This is a genomic window from Streptomyces sp. V1I1 (assembly GCF_030817355.1).
GTDB lineage: Bacteria > Actinomycetota > Actinomycetes > Streptomycetales > Streptomycetaceae > Streptomyces.
Window position 1 is genome coordinate 2837587 of record NZ_JAUSZH010000001.1, and the last position, 17995, is coordinate 2855581.

Here is a 17995-nt window from a genome sequence, read left to right on the forward strand (position 1 = left end):
TGTCGGTACTGGGCGTGTCAGTACTGGGCGTGTCAGTACTGGGCGCGTCAGTACTGGGCGTGTCAGTACTGGGCGCGTCAGTACAGGGCGCGTCAGTACAGGGCGCGTCAGTACTGGGCCTGAAGGTGCTGCCAGAACCCGTCCCGCAGCGCCCGCCTCAGCACCGCATGCCCCCGCAGCGACCGCTGCAACACCCTCTCCGCCTCGATCAGCAGGTCCTGGTCCACCGGACCCGGCAGATACGGATGGCCCGGCAGCAGCTCCCCCATCGCCTCCCGCCCCCGCTCCCCCAGCCACGTCGCCGCTATCTGCGCCCCCACGAAGCGCACCTCGTCCCGCGACGGCGGCGGCGCGCCCTCGTTCTCGTACGTCGTGACCGGTCGGCGCGTGATGTAGGGGCGGCAGAAGTCCAGGTCGAACGTCCGCTGGCTGTCGACCTCCCACAGCAGCGGCTCCGCCTGATTGCGCCCTTCACCCGCCTCGATGCCCCACAGATGGACCCGCGCGCCGTACCCCTGCGCCGCCTCGACCGCCGAGACCAGGTCCTCGTCGCCGCCCACCAGCGCCGCGTCGCTGATCGCGCGGTGCCGGGCGAGTGACTCCAGGTCCGTACGAATGAGTGAGTCGACGCCCTTTTGCTGGTTGTTCGCGTTGAGGTTGCCCAGGCGCACCTTCACGTCCGGCAGCTCGGCGATGGACTGCTGCTCGGGGGTGTGGATACGGCGCCGGGCTCCGTCGTACCAGTACACCCGCAGCAGCCTGCTGTCCGCGAAGATCGTGCGGGCCTTGTCGATGAAGGCCTCGATCAGCCCCTCCGCGTCCAGATCGAAGGAGCGCCGGTCCTCGGTGCCCGCGACAAGCAACCCGGCCGCAGCATAGACGTAACCCGCGTCCACGAAGATGGCGTGGGTGGAAGGCGTCTTGGCGACCTCGGCGAGCATGCGATGGAGCAGCTCGTTGGTGCGCTCCAGGCGGGCGCCGATCTCGTTGATCTCTGCGTCGTCCATACGGTGCTCATTCATACGCTGCTCATTCTCCGTGGCCACGCCACAGCCTGCCAGTAGTTAGGCATCCAAAAAATTTCCTTAGCGTAGGGAATGTTTGCAGGGTGCATCCCGTTGAACACGTACAGAACGCAGACGGACATCCGTCGCCATCAGTTCTCCAGCAGGAGGATCAGACGAAGGGAGAAGCCATGCGCTTCGAGATCATGCGACTGGACGACGTCGACGGCACCGCCGTGGACAGCACCGTCGTAGACGCCGCCTCCGTCAACCGGATCGTGCAGCAGGCCGCATCGACAGGCCAGCGCATCTATATCCGCCCGGCCGAATCCATGGCTTCGTAACGCTTGAAGACGTAGTGATGTGACGCGCTGCGCCCCCGTACGGACGATCCGTACGGGGGCGCAGTGCGTTCGGCACGACGGCCTCAGGACCCCTGGATGACCTGGGTGACGCCGTTGATGATCTGCTGCACGGCGATCGCGGAGAGCATCATGCCCGCGAGCCGGGTCACCAGCACCACACCGCCGTCCTTGATCAGCCGGATGATCAGCAGCGAGTAGCGCATGGTCAGCCAGAGCACGACGTGCATCGCGACGATCGCCGCCCAGACCGAGATCTGCTGGGCCGCGCCGTCCGCGTGCTGCACGGCCAGGATCACCGACACGATCGCGCCGGGCCCGGCCAGCAGCGGCATGCCGAGCGGTACGAGCGCGACATTGACGTCCTTCGTCTGCTGGGGCTCGTCCGTCTTGCCGGTCAGCAGGTCGAGTGCGATGAGCAGCAGAAGCAGACCTCCCGCGATCATCAGCGCCGGTACGGAGACATGCAGGTAGTCCAGGATCTGCTGGCCCAGAATGCCGAAGACGGTGATCACGCCGAAGGCGACGGCCACCGCCTGCCAGGCCATCCGTCGCTGCACCTTGGCGGGCCGCCCCGAGGTCAGAGCGAGGAAGATCGGGGTGATCCCGGGGGGATCCATGATCACAAAAAGGGTGAGGAAGAGGGAGCCGAAAACGGCAGCGTCAAACACAGTGAGGGCCTAGCGGGAAGAGGGGTCGAACAGAGGAGGGCGAGGGTCAGGCGCGGCGTCCGCCCGTGCCCGGCACCGGGAAAGCGCCGGTCGCGCGCCGCGTGATCTCGCCGTAGATCTCCGGGTCGGTGGTGTACTCGCCGAGCCGGCAGGTCTTGCGGCTGCCGTGGTAGTCGCTCGATCCGGTGGCCAGCAGCCCGAGGTCGGCGGCGAGGCCGCGCAGATGGGCCCGGGTCGCCTCGTCGTGGTCCATATGGTCGACCTCGATGCCGTCGAGGCCGTACGCGGCGAGGTCGGCTATCGCGGCCTCGGGAACCGTGTTGCCGCGCTTGACGGCGAGCGGGTGCGCGAAGACGCTGACCCCGCCTGCGGCCTTGACCAGGCGGATCGCCTTGAAGGGGTCGAGCTCGTGCTTGGTGATGTGCGCACGGCCGCCGTCGGCGATCCACTCAGGCGTGAAGGCGTCCGAGACGGTCGGCACGACGCCGAGCTCGACGAGCGCGGTCGCGATGTGCGGCCGGCCGACCGAGCCCTCCCCGGCGATACGGGCGACCTGGGCCCACTCGATCGGGACGCCCAGTTCCTGGAGCTTGGCCACCATCGCCTGGGCGCGCGGTACCCGGTCGTCCCGTACGAGCTCACGCTCGCGCAGCAGCTCCGGCTCGTCGGCGTCGAAGAGATACGCCAGCAGATGCAGGCTCACTCCGTCGATACGGCAGGAGAGCTCGGCGCCCGTGACCAGAGTCACGCCCTCGGGGAGCGCGGCGATCGCCTCGGCATGGCCGCGGGTGGTGTCGTGGTCGGTGAGCGCTACGACGTCCAGTCCGGCCGCCGCGGCGCCCAGCACCAGCTCGGCGGGGGTGTCCGTACCGTCCGAAGCCGTGGAGTGGGTGTGCAGATCGATGCGCACGACGCGTAACTCCAGGGACGGCAGACGGACAAGGGGACGGTCCAGTGTATCGGGGATTCGAACACCCCCGCTTCAGCCCGGTTCAGGACAGCAGGCGGGGCGACAGCGCCCCGCAGGGCACCAGTTCCACCTCCGCGCCCGCGTCCCGCAGATCCGTCAGCACCAGCTCGTCGTACATCAACAACCCTGACTGCTCCGGCCAGACGATCGCCCACAGCCACAGCCCGCGCGCCTCGCCCGCGAAGACCGCGCGGTCGGCGGGGGCGTCGCTGACATGCCAAAGCGGGGTGGGGCGTCCCGCGGCGAGCACCTTGGTCTGCGGCGGCTTGTCGACGCAGATGTGCGGACCGGGGTCGGGTCCGTCCATCCCCGCGTAACGCGCGCCGAGGCCGACGCCCAGCTCCTCTGCGATCAGCAGCAGTTCGCCCAAGCCGCCGAGCGGGCCGGGCCCCGAGCAGGCAACTGCGGTCGCGCGGCCGCCACTTCGGTCGTCCCCCGCATAGGCGACACCGGTGAAGAGCCAGCCGACAGGCAGCGGCCAGGGCATCCAGACAGGGACTTTCGCGCGGTGCACGACCACACCTAGAGCCTCGACACTGGGCGGAATCACCGGCTGCAGCGGGTGCACCGCACCATGCACATCGCACTGCCAGGAGTCGGCAAAGAGACCGGGCGCCCTGACCCGGCCACCGCACTTCGGGCAACTGGGTTCGCCCCTCATAGCGTCCAACGGTCCTCCCCGGCCGTCGTCGCGTCAAGGACGATCACCCGTCCGGCGCGTGCCCTCACCAGACGAAACTAGATGCAGCTTGCAAGCATTAGAGTGTCCAGCCTATTGCCTGCATATCGCACCCATTCGACGGAGAAGCGACCGGTGGCCGGCGTGGGCAGCGCCGGCGCTCCAGCCCGTCCACGCGACCGAGGACGATGTGACGGTCTTCACCAACTGGCCTGAAATCAGTCGAGAGTTACGGACCTGCGCAGCGGATCGCGCAGATCCGTGCCGTGCGTCAGCCACCGCTCCTGGAGCTCCTGCGCGCCGTGCACCCGCTTCCAGGCCGCCTCGTTCGACGTCATCGGCAACAGCGGAAGGAAGCGCACCGGATCCATCGGCCCGTCCAGCTCCAGATCCTCGACAAGCCCGCCCGGCTCGGCGACAAGCACCGAGCTGAACGGCGCGTCCGGCCACAGCGGACCGCCGACGTCCAGCGAGGCGCCTGGCGCCACCACCACGCCCTCGACCTGCGGGGACGCGGCCAGTACGGCGAGCGGACGCAGCACCTTGTCGGTGTCGGCGAGCCCGGCCCGTACGGAAAGAACCAGCTCCGCGCGCGGCCCCTTCACCGGGTCGGCGAGGGCCGCGGTGGGGTCCGTCATCGGGTGGGCGGACATGCCGAGAGTGGCGTACCGCGCGATGTCCCCGTCGCCGCCCCGGTCATGGAACCGGAGCACCTCGATACGGTCCGTACCGAGGAAGGTCACCGCGGCGCGCGCGTCCGGTTCGCCAAGTGCCGTACGCAGCCGGGCCTCGACCAGAGCAAGAACGTCTTCCATGTCGCGAGCATAAATGGCGTATGGAACGGGCAAACGAAGGGATTGGCCCTCAGTCGGCTGATAGTCTTGGCCGCTGGTCGGGACGGGCACGCAGGTGGGGGTACCCCCAGGCGGAGCTCTGGGGGAGTTGCTCTCAAGTCCCGACGACACGTCATCCCCCACGGGGGACCGGCTGGAGGAGGTGGGGCTGCGGTGGATCGAAGTCGACCGGTCAGTACCAACCGCTCTTCCGCACGGCACCTTTCCTCTGTGATCTGAGGCCTTCCCGCACGGGGCCCATGGCATTTCGCACGACGGAAGAGCACTTCGTTTTTGCCTGTCTGTAGCGAACGCCGTCACCGCGATCCCCGCGGTGCCGCCCGCTTTGCGGACGTACGCATCACGTCCCCATTCCGGGCTGTGCCACGCCACTCGTACGACGGCCTCTCCGTGAAGGAGCCTGCCATGTCGATGATCCGTGACCTGCGTGAAGCGGTCCGTCCGTCCCTGCGCAAGAGCAACGCCCCCTACAGCACGTACGACGCCACCCGCGACCCGTCCGCCTCCAGCGCGGTCGTCGACTGCGCGGTCTACCGCGACGGAAAGCGGATGGAGAGCGCGACCTGCCAGACGCCGCACGAGGCGATGCTGCGGGTGCGCGAGGGCGGCGGCTTCGCGTGGATCGGGCTGCACGAGCCGACGGAGGCCGAATTCGCCGGTATCGCGGCGGAGTTCGGGCTGCACCCGCTGGCCGTCGAGGACGCGGTCCACGCCCATCAGCGGCCCAAGCTGGAGCGGTACGACGACACGCTCTTCACGGTCTTCAAGACGATCCACTACGTCGAGCACGCCGAGCTCACCGCGACGAGCGAGGTCGTCGAGACCGGCGAGGTGATGTGCTTCACCGGCCGGAACTTCGTCATCACGGTGCGGCACGGCGGCAAGGGCTCGCTGCGGGCTCTGCGGCACGGGCTGCAGAAGGACGTCGAGCTGCTCGCCAAGGGGCCTTCGGCCGTGCTGCACGCCATCGCCGACCATGTCGTCGACGGGTACATCGCAGTGGCGGCGGCCGTGCAGGACGACATCGACGAGGTCGAGATCGATGTCTTCTCCGCGCCCGCGAAGGGCAGCCCGCGCGGCAGCGACGCGGGGCGTATCTACCAGCTCAAGCGTGAGGTGCTGGAGTTCAAGCGGGCCGTGTCGCCGCTGCTGCGGCCGATGCAGCTGCTGAGCGAGCGGCCGATGCGGCTGGTCGACCCGGACATCCAGAAGTACTTCCGCGATGTCGCCGACCACCTCGCCCGGGTGCAGGAGCAGGTCATCGGCTTCGACGAGCTGCTGAACTCGATCCTCCAGGCCAATCTGGCGCAGGCGACGGTCGCGCAGAACGAGGACATGCGCAAGATCACGTCCTGGGCGGCGATCATCGCCGTACCGACGGCGGTCTGCGGGGTGTACGGCATGAACTTCGACCACATGCCGGAGCTGCACTGGAAGTACGGCTACCCCATGGTGCTCACCGGCATCATCGGCGTCTGCCTCGCGATCCACCGCACCCTCAAGCGCAACGGCTGGCTGTAGCCCTGGGGGGCTGTCGTTAAGCTGCAGGCATGACAGACATGCTCCTCGGCCAGGCCCTCATCGAGGAGGCCACCAAGAAGTCCGGGCTCATCTGGGTGCGCGGCGAGGGCCCCGCGAGGGCGCTGTGGCACGTGTGGCACGAGGGCGCGGCACACATCGTCGGCGACGGCCCCGGCGAGCAGCCACTGCCGCGGCTGGTGAACGGTGGTACGGCGGAGATCACCGTACGCAGCAAGGACAAGGGCGGCCGGCTGATCGTCTGGACGGCGGCGGTGAGCGAGCTGGAGCCGCACTCCGAGGCGTGGGAGTCGGCCGTCGCGGAACTGAAGGGCAAGCGCCTTAACGCGCCGGACGCGGAGCAGATGACGGAGCGATGGGCACGTGAGTGCCGGGTGCTGCGACTGGAGCCGAAGGACGCGATCACGGAGCTGCCGGAGGGCTCGGGGGCGGCCGCGCCGCTGCCGACGACGGCGACGACGCGGCGTCCGGTGCCGGCGGCTTTGCCGAGGCTGCTGCTGAAGCGCAAAAAGAGGCGCGGCTAGCCCCGGCCGGGGCTTTGTCCTCAATCGCCGGACGGGCTTGATTTTCAAGCCTGTTGGGGTCCCCCCGAACGAAGTCTGAGGGAGATTGAGGACCGGGGTCCGGGGCGGAGCCCCGGCAGGAGTCCGGGGCGGGAGCGCCGGGGAACAGCTAGTCGCTGGTCTTCGGCAGCTGGCGGCCGTAGTCGACCGTTTCATCCCTCTCCGGCGCCGCCAGCGCGAAGTCCTTGTCCCAGTCCCCCAGCGTCAGCACCCCCGCGCCGCCCGCCCTCGCGAACTGGAGCGGGTACGGCTTGCCCTCCAGCGAGACGTCGAGCGTGCCGCCCGCGCCCTCGCCCGCCATGACCTTGATCGTGCGGACGCCGCCCACCTGCGTGCGGTTGCCCTTGCTGAGCTCGCCCTGCATACCGAGCAGCCCCTCCAGCAGCACATCCATGTCCGTGAAGCCGCGGAACTGGTTGTACGCCGGGTCCCCCTCCGGCACCTTCACGTACTTGTCGTCGAGCTTGCCCGCCGCCTCCGCGTCCGTCTTGCTCGGCTGCTCGTCGCCCTTACCTCCCGCGCCGCTCCAGAAACCGGCGTCGGCCTTCAGATAGAGCGCCTTCCCGACCCGCAGCAGCTCGAAGGTGTTGTCCTTCGAGGTGACGGAACCGGTGCCGCCGTCCTGCTTGAGCCGCATGTTCAGCTTGTATGTGCCGCGCTTGCTGACCAGTGTCCCTGAGAGGCGTACCGACACCGCCGCGTCCGCCGCCGCGCGTGCCTTCGTCTCGATCTCGGCGGCGGAGAGTCTGCCGACGCCATTGGTCCCCGCGTCCGGATCCTCGCTGCCGCATGCCGTGAGCGCCACGGTCAGCCCGGCGCACAGCGCCAGGGGGAGCGCGGCCCGGCGGGCTCGGGAAGCCGGAGGGAGGGGAGTCACAAGCGCACTGCCTCTCGTCTGCGTGTCGTTGGTGGCAGACCGCAGCGTACCCGTGCGGAGGGCACCGATCCGCAGAGAGCCGTACGGACGCCAGCCAGGGCGGCCCAGAAGGGTACGGGCTAGCCTGAAGCCGTCAAACACTGGTATTTCCCGGCAGATGTCGCGGCGAAGAGGAGGCGCGGAGCATGCCCGCAGGCGCCCCCCGGATCTTTGTCTCCCACCTCGCCGGCGTGCCCGTCTTCGACCCCCAGGGAGACCAGGTGGGACGCGTCCGCGACCTGGTCGCGATGTTGCGCGTCGGCCGCCGCCCGCCGCGGCTGCTGGGCATGGTCGTCGAGGTGCTCAGCCGCCGCCGGATCTTTCTGCCCATGACGCGGGTGACCGGCGTGGAGTCGGGTCAGGTCATCACCACCGGCGTGCTCAACATGCGGCGCTTCGAACAGCGCCCCACCGAGCGGCTGGTGCTCGGCGAACTGCTCGACCGGCGGGTACGGCTCGTGGACACCGGCGAGGAGGTCGCCGTGCTCGACGTCTCTATCCAGCAGCTGCCGGCCCGCCGCGACTGGGAGATCGACAAGGTCTTCGTACGCAAGGGCAAGCCCGGGGCGCTGCGCCGCAAGGGCGCGACGCTGACCGTCGAGTGGTCCGCGGTCACCGGCTTCTCACTGGAGGAGCACGGACAGGGCGCCGAGAGCCTGCTGGCGACCTTCGAGCAGCTGCGCCCCGCCGACCTCGCCAATGTGCTGCACCACCTCTCCCCCAAGCGGCGCGCCGAGGTCGCCGCGGCCCTCGACGACGACCGGCTCGCGGACGTAATGGAAGAGCTGCCTGACGACGACCAGGTGGAGATCCTCGGCAAGCTCAAGGAGGAGCGGGCGGCGGACGTCCTGGAGGCGATGGACCCGGACGACGCTGCCGACCTGCTCTCCGAGCTGCCCGAGGAGGAGAAGGAGCGGTTGCTGGCGCTGATGCGGCCGGACGACGCCGCGGATGTGCGTCGGCTGCTGTCGTACGAGGAGCGGACGGCGGGCGGTCTGATGACCACCGAGCCGATCGTGCTGCGGCCGGACGCGACGGTCGCGGACGCGCTGGCGCGCGTACGCCAGCAGGACCTCTCCCCCGCGCTCGCCGCGCAGGTGTACGTGTGCCGGCCGCCGGACGAGACGCCGACCGGCAAGTACCTGGGCACGGTGCACTTCCAGCGGCTGCTGCGGGACCCGCCGTTCACGCTGGTCAGCTCGATCGTGGACACCGATCTGCCGCCGCTCTCGCCGAACACCCCGCTGTCGGCGGTCACCAGCTATCTCGCGGCGTACAACATGGTCGCCGCGCCTGTTGTGGACGAGATCGGTTCGCTGCTGGGGGCGGTGACAGTCGACGACGTACTCGACCATCTGCTGCCGGAGGACTGGCGGGAGACGGACTTCGAGGAGTCGCTCCGCGAGGAGTCCGCCCATGGGTAGCGGCAGCGAGTACGGGCTGAGCGAACGCGGCGAGCCGAAGGAGCGCATGCCGTCCGGGGCGAGCGCCGCGCCGCGTCACCGGGTCCGGCTCGACCAGCCGCGCGCGCCACGGCGCAGTCTGCTGCCGGAGTACGACCCCGAGGCCTTCGGCCGGTTCTCGGAGCGGATCGCCCGCTTCATCGGAACCGGACGGTTCCTCGTCTGGATGACGTTGATCATCATCCTGTGGGTCGTCTGGAACATCTTCGCGCCCAGGGATCTGCGCTTCGACGAGTACCCGTTCATTTTTCTGACGCTGATGCTGTCGCTCCAGGCCTCGTACGCCGCCCCGCTGATCCTGCTGGCACAGAACCGGCAGGCCGACCGGGACCGGGTCACACAGGAGCAGGAACGCAAGCAGAACGAGCGCTCCATCGCGGACACGGAGTATCTGACCCGGGAGATTGCGGCGCTGCGGATGGGTCTCGGCGAGGTCGCCACCAGGGACTGGATCCGCTCCGAGTTCCAGGATCTGATGACGGAGATGGACGACCGGCGTCTATTCCCGCAAGACACCTCCCGCGGGCGTGATGAAGGCGACCGCTGACCGCCCTTTCCGGGGGTGGGCGTCAGCGCCGTACCATCGTCCGTATGGCTACGGAAGACGCGGTGCTTGAAGCACTGGCGACGGTGAACGACCCCGAGATCCACAAACCGATTACCGAACTCGGCATGGTCAAATCGGTCGGGATCGGGGCGGACGGTGCGGTCGCCGTCACGGTGTATCTCACCGTCTCCGGCTGCCCGATGCGCGAGACGATCACCAAGAACGTGACCGACGCGGTCGCGCGCGTAGACGGCGTCACGCGCGTCGACGTCACGCTGGACGTGATGAGCGACGAGCAGCGCAAGAACCTCGCGAGCTCGCTGCGCGGCGGGACCGCCGAGCGCGAGGTGCCCTTCGCCAAGCCCGGCTCTCTGACCCGCGTCTACGCGGTCGCCTCCGGCAAGGGCGGCGTCGGCAAGTCCTCCGTCACCGTGAACCTGGCGGCGGCGATGGCGGCCGACGGGCTGAAGGTCGGCGTCGTCGACGCCGACATCTACGGACACAGCGTGCCGCGGATGCTGGGCGTGGACGGCCGTCCCACCCAGGTCGAGAACATGATCATGCCGCCGTCCGCGCACGGCGTGAGCGTGATCTCCATCGGCATGTTCACCCCGGGCAACGCCCCGGTGGTGTGGCGCGGGCCGATGCTGCACCGCGCACTCCAGCAGTTCCTCGCGGACGTGTACTGGGGCGACTTGGACGTGCTGCTGCTCGATCTGCCGCCGGGCACCGGCGACATCGCGATCTCGGTGGCGCAGCTGGTGCCGAACGCCGAGATCCTGGTGGTCACCACCCCGCAGCAGGCCGCGGCCGAGGTCGCCGAGCGGGCCGGCTCCATCGCCGTACAGACGCATCAGAAGATCGTCGGCGTCGTCGAGAACATGTCGGGTCTGCCGTGCCCGCACTGCGACGAGATGGTCGACGTATTCGGCTCGGGCGGCGGCCAGCGGGTCGCCGAGGGGCTGACGAAGACGACCGGTGCGAACGTGCCGGTGCTGGGCTCCATCCCGATCGACGTACGGCTGCGCGAAGGCGGCGACGAGGGTAAGCCGGTCGTCCTGACCGACCCGGACTCACCGGCGGGCGCGGCGCTGCGGGCCATCGCGGGCAAGCTGGGGGGCCGTCAGCGCGGCCTGTCGGGCATGTCGCTGGGAATCACCCCGCGCAACAAGTTCTAGGCGGCTTGCCACCGATCGCCGGACGGGCTGGAAATCAAGCCCGTCCGGCGATTGAGGACGAACCGGCTGCCGGACGGCCCCGGCAGCCATCGCGGTCACCGCACTAGACGTACGCGCCGAGATCCTGGACCGCCGAGAAGCCCAGCCCGTACGCGCTCATCCCACGCCCGTACGCGCCGATGTGCACCCCGGCCCGGGTCGAGCCAGCCAGCACCCAGCCGAATTCCGACTCGCGGTAGTGGAAGGTCGTCGGCACACCGTCGACCGGCAGCGAGAGCATCGACCAAGCGGGTCCGGCCAGCTCGTCGGCCAGCTCGAACGCGGTCTCGGTCTGCTGGTCCAGCCAGTCGTCGCGCAGCGAGTGGTCGAGCTGGGCGGGCCAGGTGTAGGCCAGCAGCCCCGAGCCGGCCAGCCAGGCCGCGGAGGAGACCGTGGTGGCGTCCAGTACGCCCGTGCCGTCGCCGCTGTGCCGCACCGGGCTGGCCACCACGGTGATGACCGCGGCGAAACGCTCTCTCTCGGCGCCGGCGGCCTCCGGCCGTATCGACGGCTCGTCGCCGTGGCCCACCGCACCGTGCTGGACCGTGCCGTCCGCCGCGGTGCCGACCTGCATCAGCCAGCGCGGGCCGGTGAATGCCTCGTCCAGCCCATACCAGGGGAAGGACGCACGCCGATAGTCGTCGACCGCGCGCTGTGCCGCTGTCCCGGCAGGTGCCGCCGCGAGCGGGGGCTCCCCGTCGGGCGCATCGGGATCGCCGACCGTGTCTTGCGCTTCTAGCCGACTTGTCGTCTCCATCTACCCGGCCGCCTCCTCTGTGTCCGAGGCCCGGAGCGGACCCGCCCCCCTCGGGCGTCCTCGCTACCGGACAGATGGAGAGAATAGCCACCCTGTCCCGGCTCGCAGGGATTGAGGTGCTCAGGTGGCGTCTGCGTCGAAGGGCGGGCGCTCGTCCTGAACGGGCTTTTCGCGCTTCTTGAGCAGGTCGGGGGTGCCGGGCGAGCCGTTGACGGCGGCGGGGACCGACGTGTCGGATTCCTTGCCGTTGACCGCGTCGGCGACCTCGTTGATCTCCTTCTTGAGGTCGAAGCTGCTGCGGAGGTCCTTGAGCTCCTTCAGATCCTCGTTCTCGTTCAGCTGCTTGCGGATGAACGTCTTGGGGTTGAGGTCCTCGAAATCGAAGTCCTTGAACTCCGGGCCCAGTTCGCTGCGGATGTCGTGCTTCGCGCTCTCGGAGAACTCGCGGATCTTCCGGATGAAGCGGCTGGCGTCCTGGATGACTTTCGGCAGCTTGTCCGGGCCGAAGATGAGCACGGCGAGCACCACGAGCGCCACCAGCTCCAGTGCGCCTATGTCATTGAACACCCTGCTGCTCCTCGTGTTCTCTGCGGCCCGCAGGTCGGATGGGGTCGGCCCGATCCACGGTACCCGCCGGAACTGTCCGCACGGTACCTTCCGACGGCCGGTGCCGGGACCGGCATCGTCGGCGTTCCGCTGTCGGTCATGTGCCGTCCGCGGAGCCGAGCGTGAGCGTCATCGTCCGTTCACTGCCGCCGCGGACCAGGGTGAGCTCCAGCCGGTCGCCCGGGCGGTGCGAGCGGATCTTGACGATCAGCTCCTCGCCGCTGTGCACCCGCTGGCCGTCGACCTTGGTGATGATGTCGCCCGGCTTGATCCCCGCCTTGGCGCCAGGGCCGCCCGAAGTGACGGAAGGGCTGCCGTCCTTGCCCTTCTCGCCGACACGCGCGCCGTCGCCGGTGTATTTCATGTCCAGGCTGACACCGATCACCGGGTGGGTGGCCTTGCCGGTGTTGATCAGCTCTTCGGCGACGCGCTTGCCCTGGTTGATGGGGATCGCGAAGCCGAGTCCGATGGAGCCGGCCTGGCCGCCCTCGGGGCCCGCACCGGAGTCCGCCGCGCGGATCGCGCTGTTGATGCCGATGACCCGGGCCTTGGTGTCCACCAGCGGACCGCCCGAATTGCCGGGGTTTATCGGGGCGTCGGTCTGCAGCGCGTCGACATAGCTGACATCGCTGCCGTCGCCCTTCTCGCCGCCCGCGGTGATGGGGCGCTCCTTGGCGCTGATGATGCCGGAGGTCACGGTGTTCTGGAGGTCGAAGGGTGCGCCGATGGCGACAACCGGGTCGCCGACCTGGACGCTGTCGGAGTTCCCCAGGGGCAACGGCTTGAGGCCCGAGACGCCGGACACCTTGACGACGGCGAGGTCGTAGCCGCTGTCCTTGCCGACGAGCGTCGCCTTGGCGGTCTCGCCGCCGCTGAAGGTGACGGAGATGTCGCCGGCCGAGCCCGCCGGGTCGACGACATGGTTGTTGGTCAGGATGTGGCCCCGCTGGTCGAGCACGAAGCCGGTGCCGGTGCCCTGTTCGCCGCCGCCGCTGACATGGAGCGTGACGACGCTCGGCAGCGCACTTGCGGCGATGCCCGCGACGCTGTCGGGCGGGCGGTTGCCGTTGTCCTTGGATGCCTGCGGGAGTTCGACCTGGGTGATGCCGCCGTTGCGTTCGACGTACGCGCCGATGCCGCCGCCGATGACGCCTGCGACGAGCGCCAGCAGGACCGCCCCGACCAGCAGCGATCCGCGGCCGCGCTTCTTCCTGGTGGGCTCACCGGGGTGGGTCAGCGACTGACCTGGCGCGCTCCAGGGGTCGTACTGCAGCCAATGGGAGGTCGGGGGCTGCGGCAGCGGGGGGTGAGGCTGGTGGGCGTGCCGCTGCACCGCTTGGGGCTGGGGCGCTTGAGGCCGCAGTGCTTGGGGCTGGGACGCTTGGGGCTGGGACTCTTGGGGCTGGGGCGCTTGAGGCTGGGGCGGCGGGGCGTACCCGCCGCCGGTGCCCGGCGCGGTGCCGTTCGGCGTCGTGGAGTACTGCGGCGGTACGGGAGTGCCCTGCGCCGGAGTCGGCATCGGCCGCTGTACGGGAGGTGCGGGCGCCCACGGCCCTGGTCCGCCGTATGGCGGGGTGCTGTACTCGTCGGGCTCGTGCAGCGGCTGCGGCCTGCCCGGCGCCGGCGTGGGCGGCAGCTCGGCCGTCACCTCGGTGTCCGCGGCCACCGCGGCGTCCTCAGGTACCGGAACCGGAACCGGCACGCCCTCCGACACCGACACCGTCGCCTGCCCCTCCGGCTCGGGCTGGGTCGCACGTCCCGCGCTGGGCCGGCTCCACCACTTCGCCTTCGGTCCGGTGGGCTTCCCGTCGTCCATGCTCTCCCCGCAAACTGCCGGCCACTGCGCACCCCCACGGGGCACCCCTCAGAAGATTCAACCAGGTTTGCGAATCTCCGCGCAGTGTCCTGCTCAGCGCCGGGACGACAGGGGCAGAGCGGACTGGGTCGGGGCAGCGAGATGCGTGGGGACAGGTGTGGCGCTCGGGGTGAGCCCGGGGGCGGTGGCGAGCTGGAATGCCGAGCCCGTCGGACGTATCAGCGGCGGGGAGTAGGAGGCGTCGGTCAGCATCGGGGCCGAGAACGGGTGGTTCAGCGGCGCCGGGGCCAGCAGGCTGGGCGCCCCGGTGATGACGGGGCGGTTGTCCGACCTGACCAGGCCGTTGCCCCCGGTGCGGCGGCGCTCGGTCTCGGTGCTCCTGAGGTTGCCCGCCCCGGTGTTCACGCCGGTGGCGCCCGCGGTCGGGGTCGCGGCCCGCAGCGGAGTGACGTTGCGACCCGCGCCCTCGCCCCTGGGGCCGGCCTGGACCGAGGCGTCGAGCGGCAGTGCCCCACCGAGGGCGATCGCCGCGAACGACACAGCGCTGGCCGCCGCGAACGCGAACCTCCGCCCGCGCCAGGGCGAGCGCTCCGCTTCCGTACGCCCCACGTCATGGATTCGGAAGCCGCTGCCGGAACTGCCGGGAAGTGCGGTCGTGTGGGCGCCCGCGGGAACGTATCCGAACGTCTGCGTACGGGAGTCGCCGGAGTCCCGGCCCCGTCCCGACGAGGGGCTCAGCGCTCCGAACACCCCGTCGCCACCGAGCCGCCCCCCGTCGAAAGGTCCACCCCGGCCGCCGTCGTCACCTCCGGGCCCTGCGGGCAGCCCCTGGAGCCGCGCGAGCAGTCCTTCGGAGGGCGGCGGCGGCGCGGTGTGGGCGAAGACGTTCTTCAGGCGGCGCTGGGCGTCGGCCTCGGCCTTGCATTTGGGACAGGTCGCCAGATGCGCCAGTACCCGGTCCCGGACGTCGTGTTTGAGCTCGCCGTCGACAAGCGCGGCGAGCCGGTCCCCCAGATGCTGCTCCGCAGGGGTGGGGCTTGAGCCACTCACGCCGGTCCGACCTCCCCTGCCAGGCCGACCACACCCGCCAGCGAGCGCTGCTCGGCACGTGCCTCGGGGGAGCGGTGCTGCAGAGCCTTGCGCAGATGGGACCGGCCGCGGTGGATCCGGCTGCGGACCGTGCCGAGCTTGACGCCCAGGGTCGCGGCGATCTCCTCGTACGAAAGCCCCTCGATGTCACAGAGCACCACGGCGGCGCGGAACTCCGGTGCGAGGGTGTCCAGCGCCTGCTGCACATCGGCGTCGAAGTGGGTGTCGTTGAAGACCTGCTGCGGGGACGGCTCGCGGCTGGGCAGCCGCTCGGCGGCGTCGTCGGCGAGCGCGTCGAAGCGGATCCGCTGCTTGCGGCGGACCATGTCCAGGAAGAGGTTGGTTGTGATGCGGTGCAGCCAGCCCTCGAAGGTGCCCGGCGTGTACGTCGACAACGAGCGGAAGACCCTCACGAAGACCTCCTGGGTGAGGTCCTCGGCGTCGTGCTGGTTGCCCGTCAGCCGGTAGGCGAGGCGGTAGACCCGGCCGCTGTGCGTGCTGACGATTTCCTCCCAGGTGGGAGGCGTCCACGCCTGCGATTCCGCATCCGATGCGAAGGTCGCGGTAGCTGCGGAGTCAGTGGAGCGAGAACGGTCAGCAATGTCGGTCACGGATCTCGGCTCACCCGCCGACCTGAGGAAGCGCCTCAGCACTCCTCTCCGATCCGCAGGTGCAGCCGCACCTCCCCTGTCGGCTCTGGTGGTGTCCAGCGGAGCCCCTACCATAGCCACCTCGCCCGTTAGCTCCGGATAAGAATCTTTACGCGAATTTGGGTCCTGCTTCTGGTCCTGATCCATGCGCTTCCCCCTGTCCCTCCATAACGCCTGGTCCCATCCGCGGGTTCCCGGGCGCAGCGGATACAGTCAGCCTCGCGCCACTACGGGGACAGGAGAGGGTCATTACCGCCAACCGGCAGACGAGCTGGGCGTTCGCCGACGCCTTTGTCGCCGAGGACGACGCGCTGCGCTGGGCCCGTGACCGGGCCCGGGAGTCAGGGCTCCCCTCGGTGTCGCCAGGCACCGGCGCCGCGCTGCGACTGCTGGCTGCCACCGCCGACGCGAAAGCGGTGGCCGAAATCGGTACGGGGACCGGTGTCTCCGGGATCTATCTGCTGCACGGGATGCGGCCCGACGGCGTACTGACCACGGTGGACCCGGAGCCGGACCGGCAGCAGTTCGCCAAGGAGGCGTTCCGCGCGGCGGGCTTCGCCGGGAACCGGGCGCGTTTCATCCCCGGCCGCGCGCTCGACGTACTTCCGCGGCTGGCGGACGGCGGTTACGACCTCGTCTTCTGCGACGGCGACCGGACGGAGTCGCTGGACTATCTCGCTGAATCGTTGCGCCTGCTGCGACCTGGCGGTCTTGTCTGCTTCGAGGGCGTATTCGCGGACGGCCGCACGGTCGACTCGGCGGCCCAGCCGGCGGAGGTGCTGCGTCTGCGGGAGCTGCTGCGCGCGGTCCGGGAGAGCCAGGAGCTGCTGCCGTCGCTGCTGCCGGTGGGCGACGGCCTGCTCTGCGCGGTCCGCCGCGGCTGAGCCCGTATCCGCCCCGGCCGAGGCGGCCGCTGCACTCTCGTTACGCATCCGATCCGGAGCACAGCACTGCCCCGGCACCGAAGTGCCGGGGCAGTGAAAAGTGTGGGCGCTTCCGCGTCAGCCGACGACCTTCTTCAGAGCGTCGCCGAGGGCATCGGCTTCGTCCGGAGTCAGCTCGACCACAAGCCGACCGCCGCCTTCGAGCGGAACGCGCATGACGATGCCCCGCCCCTCCTTGGTCACCTCGAGCGGGCCGTCGCCCGTCCGCGGCTTCATGGCCGCCATGCTCGTTCCCCTTCCTGAAACCAGCTCATCGCAGCCGACAACCCAGGTGTCACCGGCATCGAACACATTGCTTCCAGGTCATTATCCCGCATGGCGGGACCCGATGACCAACATCGGTCGGCATCGCTTGCGCAACGCGCTCTCTCAAAACCACTCAATTCGGCGATCCGCCTGCGATACTTCGCCACCGCGCACCGGGCCGGACCCGAAGATTGTTTGACGCAGGTCACATGTTCGCCCCCGGCGATCTCCGCCATGCTGGGCCCTGAACACGCCTGAACACCAACGTCAGAGCCGCAAAGGGGACCCTGCCATGGCCGACTCCGTGCTGTACGAGGTGAGCGACGGACTCGCAACGATCACGATCAACCGGCCCGAGGCCATGAACGCGATGAACACCGAGGCCAAAGTCGCTCTGAGGGACTCGGCCCTGGCAGCCGCCGCCGACCCTTCCGTACGGGCGGTACTGCTCACCGCGTCCGGGCGCGCCTTCTGCGTGGGCCAGGACCTCAAGGAGCACATCGGGTTCCTCGCGGCCGACCGCGAGTCGGGCACCGGCAACACGATGAACACCGTGCGCGAGCACTACAACCCCATCGTGCGGGCCCTGACCGAGATGCCGAAGCCGGTCGTGGCCGGGGTCAACGGCGTGGCCGCGGGCGCGGGCCTCGGCTTCGCGCTCGCCGCGGACTACCGGGTCGTCGCGGACACCGCAAAGTTCACGACCTCCTTCGCGGGCGTCGCGCTGAGCGCCGACTCCGGGGTGTCGTGGACGCTGCCCCGGCTGATCGGCCAGAGCCGGGCCGCGGATCTGCTGCTCTTCCCGCGCTCGTTCTCCGCGCAGGAGGCGCACGAGCTGGGCATCGCGAACAAGCTGGTCCCCGCCGAAGACCTGGCCGCAGAGGCCGCAGCGGTGGCCCGGGCGCTGGCCGAAGGACCGACCGTGGCGTACGCGGCGATCAAGGAGTCCCTGGCCTACGGCGCCGGTCACACGCTCAGCGAGACGCTCGGCAAGGAGGACGAGCTGCAGGCGAGGGCGGGCTCGTCCGAGGACCATGCGATCGCGGTCCAGGCCTTCATCGCCAAGGAGAAGCCGAAGTACCTCGGCCGCTAGCAGCGGGCT

Annotated in this window: 20 protein-coding genes; 8 read left to right on the forward strand and 12 right to left on the reverse strand. The window is 69.7% G+C overall.

The features are described 5' to 3' along the window. Window positions 1-107 precede the first annotated feature (107 nt). Window positions 108-1007, reverse strand: a complete 900-nt coding sequence (locus tag QFZ67_RS13220) for an NYN domain-containing protein (protein ID WP_307661283.1) — start codon at window positions 1005-1007, stop codon at window positions 108-110. A gap of 188 nt (window positions 1008-1195) precedes the next feature. Here QFZ67_RS13220 and QFZ67_RS13225 point away from each other — a divergent pair, with 188 nt between their 5' ends. Next, window positions 1196-1348: a hypothetical protein gene (locus tag QFZ67_RS13225; RefSeq protein ID WP_307661284.1), complete on the forward strand. Its 153-nt coding sequence runs from the start codon at window positions 1196-1198 to the stop codon at window positions 1346-1348. Between the two features lie 83 nt (window positions 1349-1431). Here QFZ67_RS13225 and QFZ67_RS13230 read toward each other — a convergent pair whose 3' ends face one another. The 4 genes from QFZ67_RS13230 to QFZ67_RS13245 form a co-directional block, all read right to left on the reverse strand. After that, window positions 1432-2037 (reverse strand): MarC family protein, encoded by a 606-nt coding sequence (locus QFZ67_RS13230; protein WP_307661285.1) that lies wholly within the window; start codon window positions 2035-2037, stop codon window positions 1432-1434. A 46-nt stretch (window positions 2038-2083) separates the two neighbouring features. Then, a complete protein-coding gene (locus QFZ67_RS13235) occupies window positions 2084-2947 on the reverse strand; it encodes a PHP domain-containing protein (protein WP_307661286.1) in 864 nt (287 codons plus the stop codon). An 82-nt stretch (window positions 2948-3029) separates the two neighbouring features. Further along, a complete protein-coding gene (locus QFZ67_RS13240) occupies window positions 3030-3668 on the reverse strand; it encodes a DUF6758 family protein (RefSeq protein WP_307661287.1) in 639 nt (212 codons plus the stop codon). A gap of 236 nt (window positions 3669-3904) precedes the next feature. Further along, window positions 3905-4501, reverse strand: a complete 597-nt coding sequence (locus QFZ67_RS13245; RefSeq protein WP_307661288.1) for a suppressor of fused domain protein — start codon at window positions 4499-4501, stop codon at window positions 3905-3907. Between the two features lie 444 nt (window positions 4502-4945). On the opposite strand from QFZ67_RS13245, the gene QFZ67_RS13250 reads away from it, so the two are divergent. Together QFZ67_RS13250 and QFZ67_RS13255 are read left to right on the forward strand one after the other, a co-directional pair. Continuing rightward, window positions 4946-6061 carry a magnesium and cobalt transport protein CorA gene (locus tag QFZ67_RS13250; RefSeq protein WP_307661289.1) on the forward strand — a complete coding sequence of 372 codons (1116 nt, stop codon included), beginning with the start codon at window positions 4946-4948 and terminating at the stop codon, window positions 6059-6061. A 29-nt stretch (window positions 6062-6090) separates the two neighbouring features. After that, a complete protein-coding gene (locus QFZ67_RS13255) occupies window positions 6091-6603 on the forward strand; it encodes a hypothetical protein (protein WP_307661290.1) in 513 nt (170 codons plus the stop codon). A 148-nt stretch (window positions 6604-6751) separates the two neighbouring features. On the opposite strand, the gene QFZ67_RS13260 is transcribed toward QFZ67_RS13255, so the two are convergent. Next, the gene (locus tag QFZ67_RS13260; RefSeq protein ID WP_307661291.1) at window positions 6752-7519 is read right to left on the reverse strand and encodes a hypothetical protein; all 768 of its coding nucleotides are present in this window, start codon (window positions 7517-7519) and stop codon (window positions 6752-6754) included. A gap of 185 nt (window positions 7520-7704) precedes the next feature. Between QFZ67_RS13260 and QFZ67_RS13265 the strand changes: the two genes are divergently transcribed. Genes QFZ67_RS13265 through QFZ67_RS13275 form a run of 3 tightly spaced genes read left to right on the forward strand, consistent with a single transcriptional unit; the run spans window position 7705 to window position 10746 of the window. Continuing rightward, a complete protein-coding gene (locus tag QFZ67_RS13265) occupies window positions 7705-8982 on the forward strand; it encodes a magnesium transporter MgtE N-terminal domain-containing protein (protein ID WP_307661292.1) in 1278 nt (425 codons plus the stop codon). Continuing rightward, complete coding sequence (locus QFZ67_RS13270; RefSeq protein WP_373430012.1) at window positions 8975-9568, forward strand: DUF1003 domain-containing protein; 594 nt, start codon at window positions 8975-8977, stop codon at window positions 9566-9568. The genes QFZ67_RS13265 and QFZ67_RS13270 overlap by 8 nt, the downstream gene beginning before the upstream one ends. A gap of 44 nt (window positions 9569-9612) precedes the next feature. Next, window positions 9613-10746, forward strand: a complete 1134-nt coding sequence (locus tag QFZ67_RS13275; protein ID WP_307661293.1) for an Mrp/NBP35 family ATP-binding protein — start codon at window positions 9613-9615, stop codon at window positions 10744-10746. A 103-nt stretch (window positions 10747-10849) separates the two neighbouring features. Here the strand turns inward: QFZ67_RS13275 and QFZ67_RS13280 are convergent, their stop codons facing one another. The 5 genes from QFZ67_RS13280 to sigE form a co-directional block, all read right to left on the reverse strand. Further along, window positions 10850-11542, reverse strand: coding sequence for a hypothetical protein (locus tag QFZ67_RS13280; protein WP_307661294.1), 693 nt, complete (start codon window positions 11540-11542; stop codon window positions 10850-10852). Window positions 11543-11662: 120 nt separating this feature from the next. Then, the gene (locus QFZ67_RS13285; RefSeq protein WP_307661295.1) at window positions 11663-12109 is read right to left on the reverse strand and encodes a sec-independent translocase; all 447 of its coding nucleotides are present in this window, start codon (window positions 12107-12109) and stop codon (window positions 11663-11665) included. Window positions 12110-12245: 136 nt separating this feature from the next. Continuing rightward, window positions 12246-13964 (reverse strand): S1C family serine protease, encoded by a 1719-nt coding sequence (locus QFZ67_RS13290; RefSeq protein ID WP_307661296.1) that lies wholly within the window; start codon window positions 13962-13964, stop codon window positions 12246-12248. Between the two features lie 93 nt (window positions 13965-14057). Further along, entirely contained in the window at window positions 14058-15014 is a 957-nt protein-coding gene (locus QFZ67_RS13295; RefSeq protein WP_307661297.1) for an anti-sigma factor, read from the reverse strand. Continuing rightward, window positions 15011-15778 (reverse strand): RNA polymerase sigma factor SigE, encoded by a 768-nt coding sequence (gene sigE / locus QFZ67_RS13300; protein ID WP_307661298.1) that lies wholly within the window; start codon window positions 15776-15778, stop codon window positions 15011-15013. Before sigE ends, QFZ67_RS13295 begins: the two co-directional genes overlap by 4 nt. A gap of 107 nt (window positions 15779-15885) precedes the next feature. Between sigE and QFZ67_RS13305 the strand changes: the two genes are divergently transcribed. Further along, window positions 15886-16587, forward strand: coding sequence for an O-methyltransferase (locus QFZ67_RS13305; RefSeq protein WP_307665833.1), 702 nt, complete (start codon window positions 15886-15888; stop codon window positions 16585-16587). Between the two features lie 117 nt (window positions 16588-16704). On the opposite strand, the gene QFZ67_RS13310 is transcribed toward QFZ67_RS13305, so the two are convergent. Beyond that, on the reverse strand, window positions 16705-16872 hold the full coding sequence (locus QFZ67_RS13310; protein ID WP_003966491.1) for a DUF3117 domain-containing protein: 168 nt from the start codon (window positions 16870-16872) through the stop codon (window positions 16705-16707). Window positions 16873-17185: 313 nt separating this feature from the next. Between QFZ67_RS13310 and QFZ67_RS13315 the strand changes: the two genes are divergently transcribed. Further along, window positions 17186-17986 carry an enoyl-CoA hydratase/isomerase family protein gene (locus tag QFZ67_RS13315; protein WP_307661299.1) on the forward strand — a complete coding sequence of 267 codons (801 nt, stop codon included), beginning with the start codon at window positions 17186-17188 and terminating at the stop codon, window positions 17984-17986. Window positions 17987-17995 lie beyond the last annotated feature (9 nt).

Coding starts and splice junctions, on each gene's coding strand:
- QFZ67_RS13220 (WP_307661283.1), bottom strand. CDS start 1,007: ATGGACGACGCAGAGATCAACGAGATCGGCGCCCGCCTGGAGCGCACC.
- QFZ67_RS13225 (WP_307661284.1), top strand. CDS start 1,196: ATGCGCTTCGAGATCATGCGACTGGACGACGTCGACGGCACCGCCGTG.
- QFZ67_RS13240 (WP_307661287.1), bottom strand. CDS start 3,668: ATGAGGGGCGAACCCAGTTGCCCGAAGTGCGGTGGCCGGGTCAGGGCG.
- QFZ67_RS13245 (WP_307661288.1), bottom strand. CDS start 4,501: ATGGAAGACGTTCTTGCTCTGGTCGAGGCCCGGCTGCGTACGGCACTT.
- QFZ67_RS13250 (WP_307661289.1), top strand. CDS start 4,946: ATGTCGATGATCCGTGACCTGCGTGAAGCGGTCCGTCCGTCCCTGCGC.
- QFZ67_RS13255 (WP_307661290.1), top strand. CDS start 6,091: ATGACAGACATGCTCCTCGGCCAGGCCCTCATCGAGGAGGCCACCAAG.
- QFZ67_RS13265 (WP_307661292.1), top strand. CDS start 7,705: ATGCCCGCAGGCGCCCCCCGGATCTTTGTCTCCCACCTCGCCGGCGTG.
- QFZ67_RS13270 (WP_373430012.1), top strand. CDS start 8,975: ATGGGTAGCGGCAGCGAGTACGGGCTGAGCGAACGCGGCGAGCCGAAG.
- QFZ67_RS13275 (WP_307661293.1), top strand. CDS start 9,613: ATGGCTACGGAAGACGCGGTGCTTGAAGCACTGGCGACGGTGAACGAC.
- QFZ67_RS13280 (WP_307661294.1), bottom strand. CDS start 11,542: ATGGAGACGACAAGTCGGCTAGAAGCGCAAGACACGGTCGGCGATCCC.
- QFZ67_RS13290 (WP_307661296.1), bottom strand. CDS start 13,964: ATGGACGACGGGAAGCCCACCGGACCGAAGGCGAAGTGGTGGAGCCGG.
- sigE (WP_307661298.1), bottom strand. CDS start 15,778: ATGGTAGGGGCTCCGCTGGACACCACCAGAGCCGACAGGGGAGGTGCG.
- QFZ67_RS13310 (WP_003966491.1), bottom strand. CDS start 16,872: ATGGCGGCCATGAAGCCGCGGACGGGCGACGGCCCGCTCGAGGTGACC.
- QFZ67_RS13315 (WP_307661299.1), top strand. CDS start 17,186: ATGGCCGACTCCGTGCTGTACGAGGTGAGCGACGGACTCGCAACGATC.